Genomic DNA, 5421 nt, shown 5'->3' on the forward strand with positions numbered 1-5421 from the left:
ACGCACGGATCTAACTGAGAGGTGCGGGGAATAATATCCCCCATCGACTCAACCAGGGGAGGGGTAAAACGCCTGTGGAATAAGCGTTTAAGCTTAAGTTTACACTAATGCCTCTGACCGCCAGAATTCGCAGTATTAGACGAATAAAACTCGTTTCCAGATTATACCTAGAAACGAGATTTTAAATAGGTATTTATCTGTGATTTTATTTTCCCTATCCGTGCATTTCGTCGTATTCTTGGGCTTCAACTCGTCTTGCTTCCATCCGCGAAGCAGGCAGAAACTCAGCACGACGGACTGGAACCAAGGGCGGCGTATTTCCTTGGTAAGGGTGAATAACTTGTACAGTACGGGCTGGACGCTGCCGTGGTGAGAACAAAGCTAATACCCCAGCCACAACAACACCACCACCAATAGTCAGAGTTGCGCCTCCCACAGCCCAAAGCACAGGTGAAGACCACCAATTATTTTGCGGCTGGAATGTTGCTGCTGTTTTTGGTTGGTTATTCTGCTGGGCTAATTGCCACTGCTGCTGAGTATTGAAATTTTGGACTTGGCCTTGGAGTTGTTGATTTTGCAACTTTAGCTGTTCATTGTCGTTTTTTAAACGCTCCAGCTGCATCTGCGTGTTCAACTTCTCCATCTCTAGGCGCTGGTCAGTATTGGGAGCAGTCGGTGGTTGAACCTGATTGGGATACATTGGTTGCCCATAAGGCCCGTAAGGATACATTTGTGGCTGCATTCCTTGGGGCGCGACTACACCTGGCATTTGCGGAGCAACAGCGAAGTTAGATTGTAGAGGGGTATTTGTGCCTTTGAGCAATACGAGAGCCGCCAGCCCAGCTACGGCAACCCCGCCGATAAATGCCATACTCTCACTCATCGCCTTTGCTCCTCGATTGCGACGTAACTATAATCATTTTTGACTGACTCACTCTCACACTCATAAATTATGCCTACTTAATTTCACATAATACTCAAACTATAAGCGACTCTATCAGCTAGTTTTTTTACATCATCAATATCTGATGTTAATATTCAAGACCATAATGGTCAAATTGTCTACCAAGTAAGGATAGAAAAACTACACTGTTATACTTTTTTAATCTACTTTCCCCATCTAATCAAGAGGAGTATTTGTGCTGGTGTTGGTCGTCTTGATGGCTGCCTTGAGACTTTGGCAAAATTGGGCGATCGCATTTAGTCCCTGCTCTGGTGTTCCTTCGGCTAACCGTTTGACAACAGCGCTACCTACAATCGCACCATCTGCGCCCCATTCCATTACCTGACGGGCTTGTTCAGCTTCAGATATTCCAAAGCCGACTGCAATGGGTTTATCAGTAACACTACGAATTTGTTTGAGTAAATCGGACACGCGGTTTTCCAGTTGCGATCGCACCCCTGTAACCCCAGTCACGCTGACTAAATAAATAAATCCTTGGGAAGAACGAGCGATCGCTTCAATCCGTTCAGCAGAACTGGTGGGAGCAACCAACAAGATTACGTCAATTCCCATCTCACTAGCTGCTTGGAGCAAGCCTGCTGCTTCCTCTAAGGGCAAATCAGGTATTACCAATCCTGCAACCCCAGCAACAGCAATTTGCCCAAGAAATTTTTCAATTCCCCGGTGCAAAATTGAGTTGTAATAAATTAACAGAATAATTGGCGATCGCAATTTGGGAGTAATCCCTTGCAGCATTTCTAGCACCTGCTCTAACTTCGTACCCCTTTGCAAGGCGCGGGTAGCAGCAGCTTGAATGACTGGACCATCAGCCAGAGGATCGGAATAGGGTATACCCAGTTCTATAATGTCGGCTCCATTACGATCTAGAACCTGCAAGGCTTTTGCTGTGGTTTCTAAATCGGGATCGCCAGCGGTAATAAACGGAATTAGGGCGCACTCACGATTGCGCCCAAGGGTTTTAAAGCAATCAGAAATCGCAGTCATTTAGTCAAGTGTCAATAGTCAGTGGTCATTGGTCAGTGGTCATTAGTCATTAGTTTTAGGCAAGTTACAAAGCACAAATAACAAAGGACAAATGAGACAACTGACCAATGATAACTTTACACCTGAGATTGCTCTTCTTGTTCTATTTCGGCTTGAATTCGTGCGAGTTCTTCGGGAGTAAGCTCGTCTAGCCGCTTTTGCAGAAAGTCTTGCTCATACTGTTCCCTCTGTTGGTGGTAGGTCATTTTTTGTCCCACCGCACGGAAAAAATAGGTGGCTAACCAGCCAACTAAGGCACTGACTAGCAAGACTTGGCTCCATATACCAGCTTTTTGATTATCCAAACCGACTAGCTGCAATCCTAAGTATGCCAAGCCGCCGGCAATAAAAACACCCAAGCCAATTCCAATCGCGTCAATCCGTCGCATGAGAGTTATGACCTACCAATCTCGTTAAACTTGAACTTGTCGCCGTTGGGGTCGGAAATTTGCAAACGGCGATAGAACCAACAGACCCGGAAAGAAGAAAAACACCAAAAAGTACATAAAGACACGCTCAATGGAGCTAGCTACATACCAACGCTGCTTCAGGTACAGCAAAACAGCAATGGGGATTACCAAAAGGTAAGCTCCAGCCAAAATCAGATATAGCAGGGCGACAATCATAACTTTCAAGTCTTAAGCATCTGTTTTCCATCATAGGCTGAAGAGACAGACTCAGAGAAGTATAGTCATAATGCTTTCAACATAACTGTGCCAGAATTCCTCGAAACTGCTAACAAGGAGGCGAAAGCGCAGCTTTGGCGGGCTGGAGTACTTTTACTGTAGGCGATTAACGGATTTCATGACAAAAGCTAATATCATGCTATTATGTGAATCCACTAGCAAAATGCTCTGGTCAGACAAGATCGAAAACTCATCCAGATTATTACGAGAAAACCAAGAAGATTTCCAAATCTCTGAAGCGATCGCCCAATCTGGAAAAAATATTTTCAATCTAGTTGGACAAAAGACACAATTGATGGTGGAATAGATAAGGAGGTATTTGCTACCTCTAAAAAATAACTAGTTACACTAGTTGCCAAACACCTGCGGGGGTGTGGCGGAATGGTAGACGCTACGGACTTAAATAATTGAGCCTTGAAGGAGAAATCCCTCAAGTGGAAGCTCTCAAACTCAGGGAAACCTAAATCTGGTGACAGACATGGCAATCCTGAGCCAAGCCGAAGAAAGTCCTGAGTCATAAGTAATGAGTGCTGAGTAAATTTAAAACTCTTAACTCCTAACTCCTAACTCATAACTGTTCGGAAGGTGCAGAGACCCGACGGGAGCTACCCTAACGTTAAGTCGAGGGTAAAGGGAGAGTCCAATTCTCAAAATCTGAGTTGACTATTGTCATCAGGTAGCAGTGAAAACTGCGGGAGAATGAAAATCCGTTGACCGTAAAAGGTCGTGTGGGTTCAAGTCCCTCCACCCCCACTAAAAATTTAAAATACCGAAAAGCCTTCGTGTGACTTTACCTGTACAGTGACTAATTATTTGTCGTCGGTGACAGATTAATGTCGTTGAGTCAGATTATCTGTCATCGTGACAAATTAGATGTCGCTAGTTTAGCGGTGACAAATTCATGTCGCTGAGAATACACTCTGTAATTATTATACAAAGCAACTAAAACGATGGGGTGAAGGGACTTGCTTTCAACCCGCCCCTAACTTTAATAATAATTACTGAAACCTAACACTAATCCTGCTTGAAAGATTTTTAAATCCTCCCATTGTTGAGAGGACGGTTGCAACCGGTTAGAGCCAAATCCAAGCGGAATAATTCATAACTTTCAACCCTCCCATTGTTGAGAGGACGGTTGCAACTTCGGTGATCGATTCTGACAAAAGCTTCATTAGCTTCTTTCAATCCTCCCATTGCTGAGAGGACGGTTGCAACTTTGTCAGCAAGGGACTAATTAGCCCTAAAACAACTTTCAACCCTCCCATTGCTGAGAGGACGGTTGCAACTTGGTGGCCGTTGTAATTGGGCGATCAAAGTGTACACTTTCAACCCTCCCATTGCTGAGAGGACGGTTGCAACCGTAAAAATTGGGGATTTACCCATTCCTTTTACTGCTTTCAACCCTCCCATTGCTGAGAGGACGGTTGCAACTGCCATCTTGAACCCTTGTATAGAAGGGTTTCCAGACCAGACTTGTGTCAACCTTCTCAAAAATCCTCCCAGGATGTAATTTTTGAATTGTCTACAAAAGAAATTTATGACTAAATTCCTTGTAGGATTAGGTTTTCAGGATTTGCGCGAACCAGGAGCGGAATTTTGACCTCTCTTTGGTGCGTCAAATAAAGAATTGGGGAGGGTTCCCCCTTGATCGGGGGTGATTCAGTAGCCACTACAGCAGTACATCCGCGCCCTTATTGCTGGGAGCGCACCTATCCTGTCCGAAGACAGCAGCATCAGGGTGAGCAGCTACTAGGGTCAGAAAGCAAGACAGTATTGCTACAGTCAAACTAACCCTCATTTAACACAGTTCAGAGGCTGCAAGCAGCATTAACTGCGGCGCTGTTTATTATTTTATTGTCAAGGTTCAGATATTTGTCAACTTCGCCTAGCTAGGCGGAGATGGTAAGCAGAAAAGGCTAATTCTTTTGCTTTTTCATTGGGACTGCCGCGAATAGGTTGTTTTCCCCCTTCAATCATTATTCCTGCCTGAGCAGCTTTGCTTTGAATGCTTTGAATTAATCTGCCGTAGCTCCAGGAATGGACGTTAACTCGATACTGTTTGGCATATTTTTGCTGAACTTCTACGGAGCCAGGACATTTTGCTTCGGCTATGGCTTGAATTTCACTTTGGATAATCTCTCGCATATCCCCTAGCTCAGGCAAAACTATACTGCCAGCTTTATAGGTTTGTGCGATCGCAATAATTTCTTTAGCTAATAGTCTGTCTATATACTGCCCTAAATCAGATGCGCCAAATTGATTAGGAGAAAAGCTTTTCTGTGCTTTGTGGCGATCGTGGGATAGCGATCGCTGTTGTCGTCTCTGGCGATTTAGGAGTTCGTAATTTTCACCTAGTAATTGCCTGATGCTGCGGTAAGCTAAGACTTTGTTTGCGATCGCATCTACTACGGCGACAGTTGCAGGTTTTTCTAGTCCCAGGCTGACTCCAACCAAAATGTGTGATTGACCTCGGTAAAGGGGTTGACTAGGACGCTCAAAGGATTTGTTAATTCGAGTTAGCGTTGATTCTTTACGTTTAATAAAAGCTTGCTGTGTTTCGCTGAGGTCACTTTTATTCTTCATGTTGGTGATGAATTTGGTAATCTCATCAGTTTTTTCCTGGCGAACCTGTTCTGTTCCTTCAGCAGTCCAGAGGCGACTGTCAACACAGCAATAGAGACTCAAGTGATTAACCCTCTTTTATCACTCTCGACAAAGTATAATTAGGGGCGATCGCAAAAACACCAG

The 5421-nt window shown here is 44.4% G+C and carries 5 protein-coding genes, 1 pseudogene and 1 CRISPR repeat array; of the genes and pseudogenes, 1 reads left to right on the forward strand and 5 read right to left on the reverse strand.

Translation table 11 applies throughout. From position 1 onward, the window contains the following. Window positions 1-214: 214 nt before the first annotated feature. The 4 genes from HWQ43_RS25775 to ndhL form a co-directional block, all read right to left on the reverse strand. Window positions 215-883 carry a heterocyst differentiation related protein gene (locus tag HWQ43_RS25775; protein WP_292738941.1) on the reverse strand — a complete coding sequence of 223 codons (669 nt, stop codon included), beginning with the start codon at window positions 881-883 and terminating at the stop codon, window positions 215-217. Between the two features lie 237 nt (window positions 884-1120). Further along, window positions 1121-1948 carry a tryptophan synthase subunit alpha gene (trpA, locus tag HWQ43_RS25780; RefSeq protein ID WP_292738944.1) on the reverse strand — a complete coding sequence of 276 codons (828 nt, stop codon included), beginning with the start codon at window positions 1946-1948 and terminating at the stop codon, window positions 1121-1123. A 116-nt stretch (window positions 1949-2064) separates the two neighbouring features. Continuing rightward, the gene (locus tag HWQ43_RS25785) at window positions 2065-2376 is read right to left on the reverse strand and encodes a DUF3007 family protein (RefSeq protein ID WP_094347180.1); all 312 of its coding nucleotides are present in this window, start codon (window positions 2374-2376) and stop codon (window positions 2065-2067) included. A gap of 24 nt (window positions 2377-2400) precedes the next feature. Then, entirely contained in the window at window positions 2401-2613 is a 213-nt protein-coding gene (gene ndhL, locus HWQ43_RS25790) for an NAD(P)H-quinone oxidoreductase subunit L (RefSeq protein WP_094347179.1), read from the reverse strand. A 178-nt stretch (window positions 2614-2791) separates the two neighbouring features. Between ndhL and HWQ43_RS25795 the strand changes: the two genes are divergently transcribed. Further along, window positions 2792-2980 (forward strand): hypothetical protein, encoded by a 189-nt coding sequence (locus HWQ43_RS25795; protein ID WP_292738947.1) that lies wholly within the window; start codon window positions 2792-2794, stop codon window positions 2978-2980. A 726-nt stretch (window positions 2981-3706) separates the two neighbouring features. Beyond that, window positions 3707-4104: direct repeats of the CRISPR family, unit length 37 nt; unit sequence CTTTCAACCCTCCCATTGCTGAGAGGACGGTTGCAAC. 444 nt (window positions 4105-4548) lie between these two features. On the opposite strand, the pseudogene cas12k reads toward HWQ43_RS25795, so the two are convergent. Next, a pseudogene (cas12k, locus tag HWQ43_RS25800) lies at window positions 4549-5367 on the reverse strand (type V CRISPR-associated protein Cas12k); the annotation flags it as partial. Window positions 5368-5421 lie beyond the last annotated feature (54 nt).

It is taken from the genome of Nostoc sp. JL31, assembly GCF_017114965.1.
GTDB lineage: Bacteria > Cyanobacteriota > Cyanobacteriia > Cyanobacteriales > Nostocaceae > Nostoc > Nostoc punctiforme_A.

Bases quoted from the DNA above. Each gene is read 5' to 3' on its own strand.
- HWQ43_RS25775 (WP_292738941.1), bottom strand. From the start codon at position 883: ATGAGTGAGAGTATGGCATTTATCGGCGGGGTTGCCGTAGCTGGGCTG.
- trpA (WP_292738944.1), bottom strand. From the start codon at position 1,948: ATGACTGCGATTTCTGATTGCTTTAAAACCCTTGGGCGCAATCGTGAG.
- HWQ43_RS25785 (WP_094347180.1), bottom strand. From the start codon at position 2,376: ATGCGACGGATTGACGCGATTGGAATTGGCTTGGGTGTTTTTATTGCC.
- ndhL (WP_094347179.1), bottom strand. From the start codon at position 2,613: ATGATTGTCGCCCTGCTATATCTGATTTTGGCTGGAGCTTACCTTTTG.
- HWQ43_RS25795 (WP_292738947.1), top strand. From the start codon at position 2,792: ATGACAAAAGCTAATATCATGCTATTATGTGAATCCACTAGCAAAATG.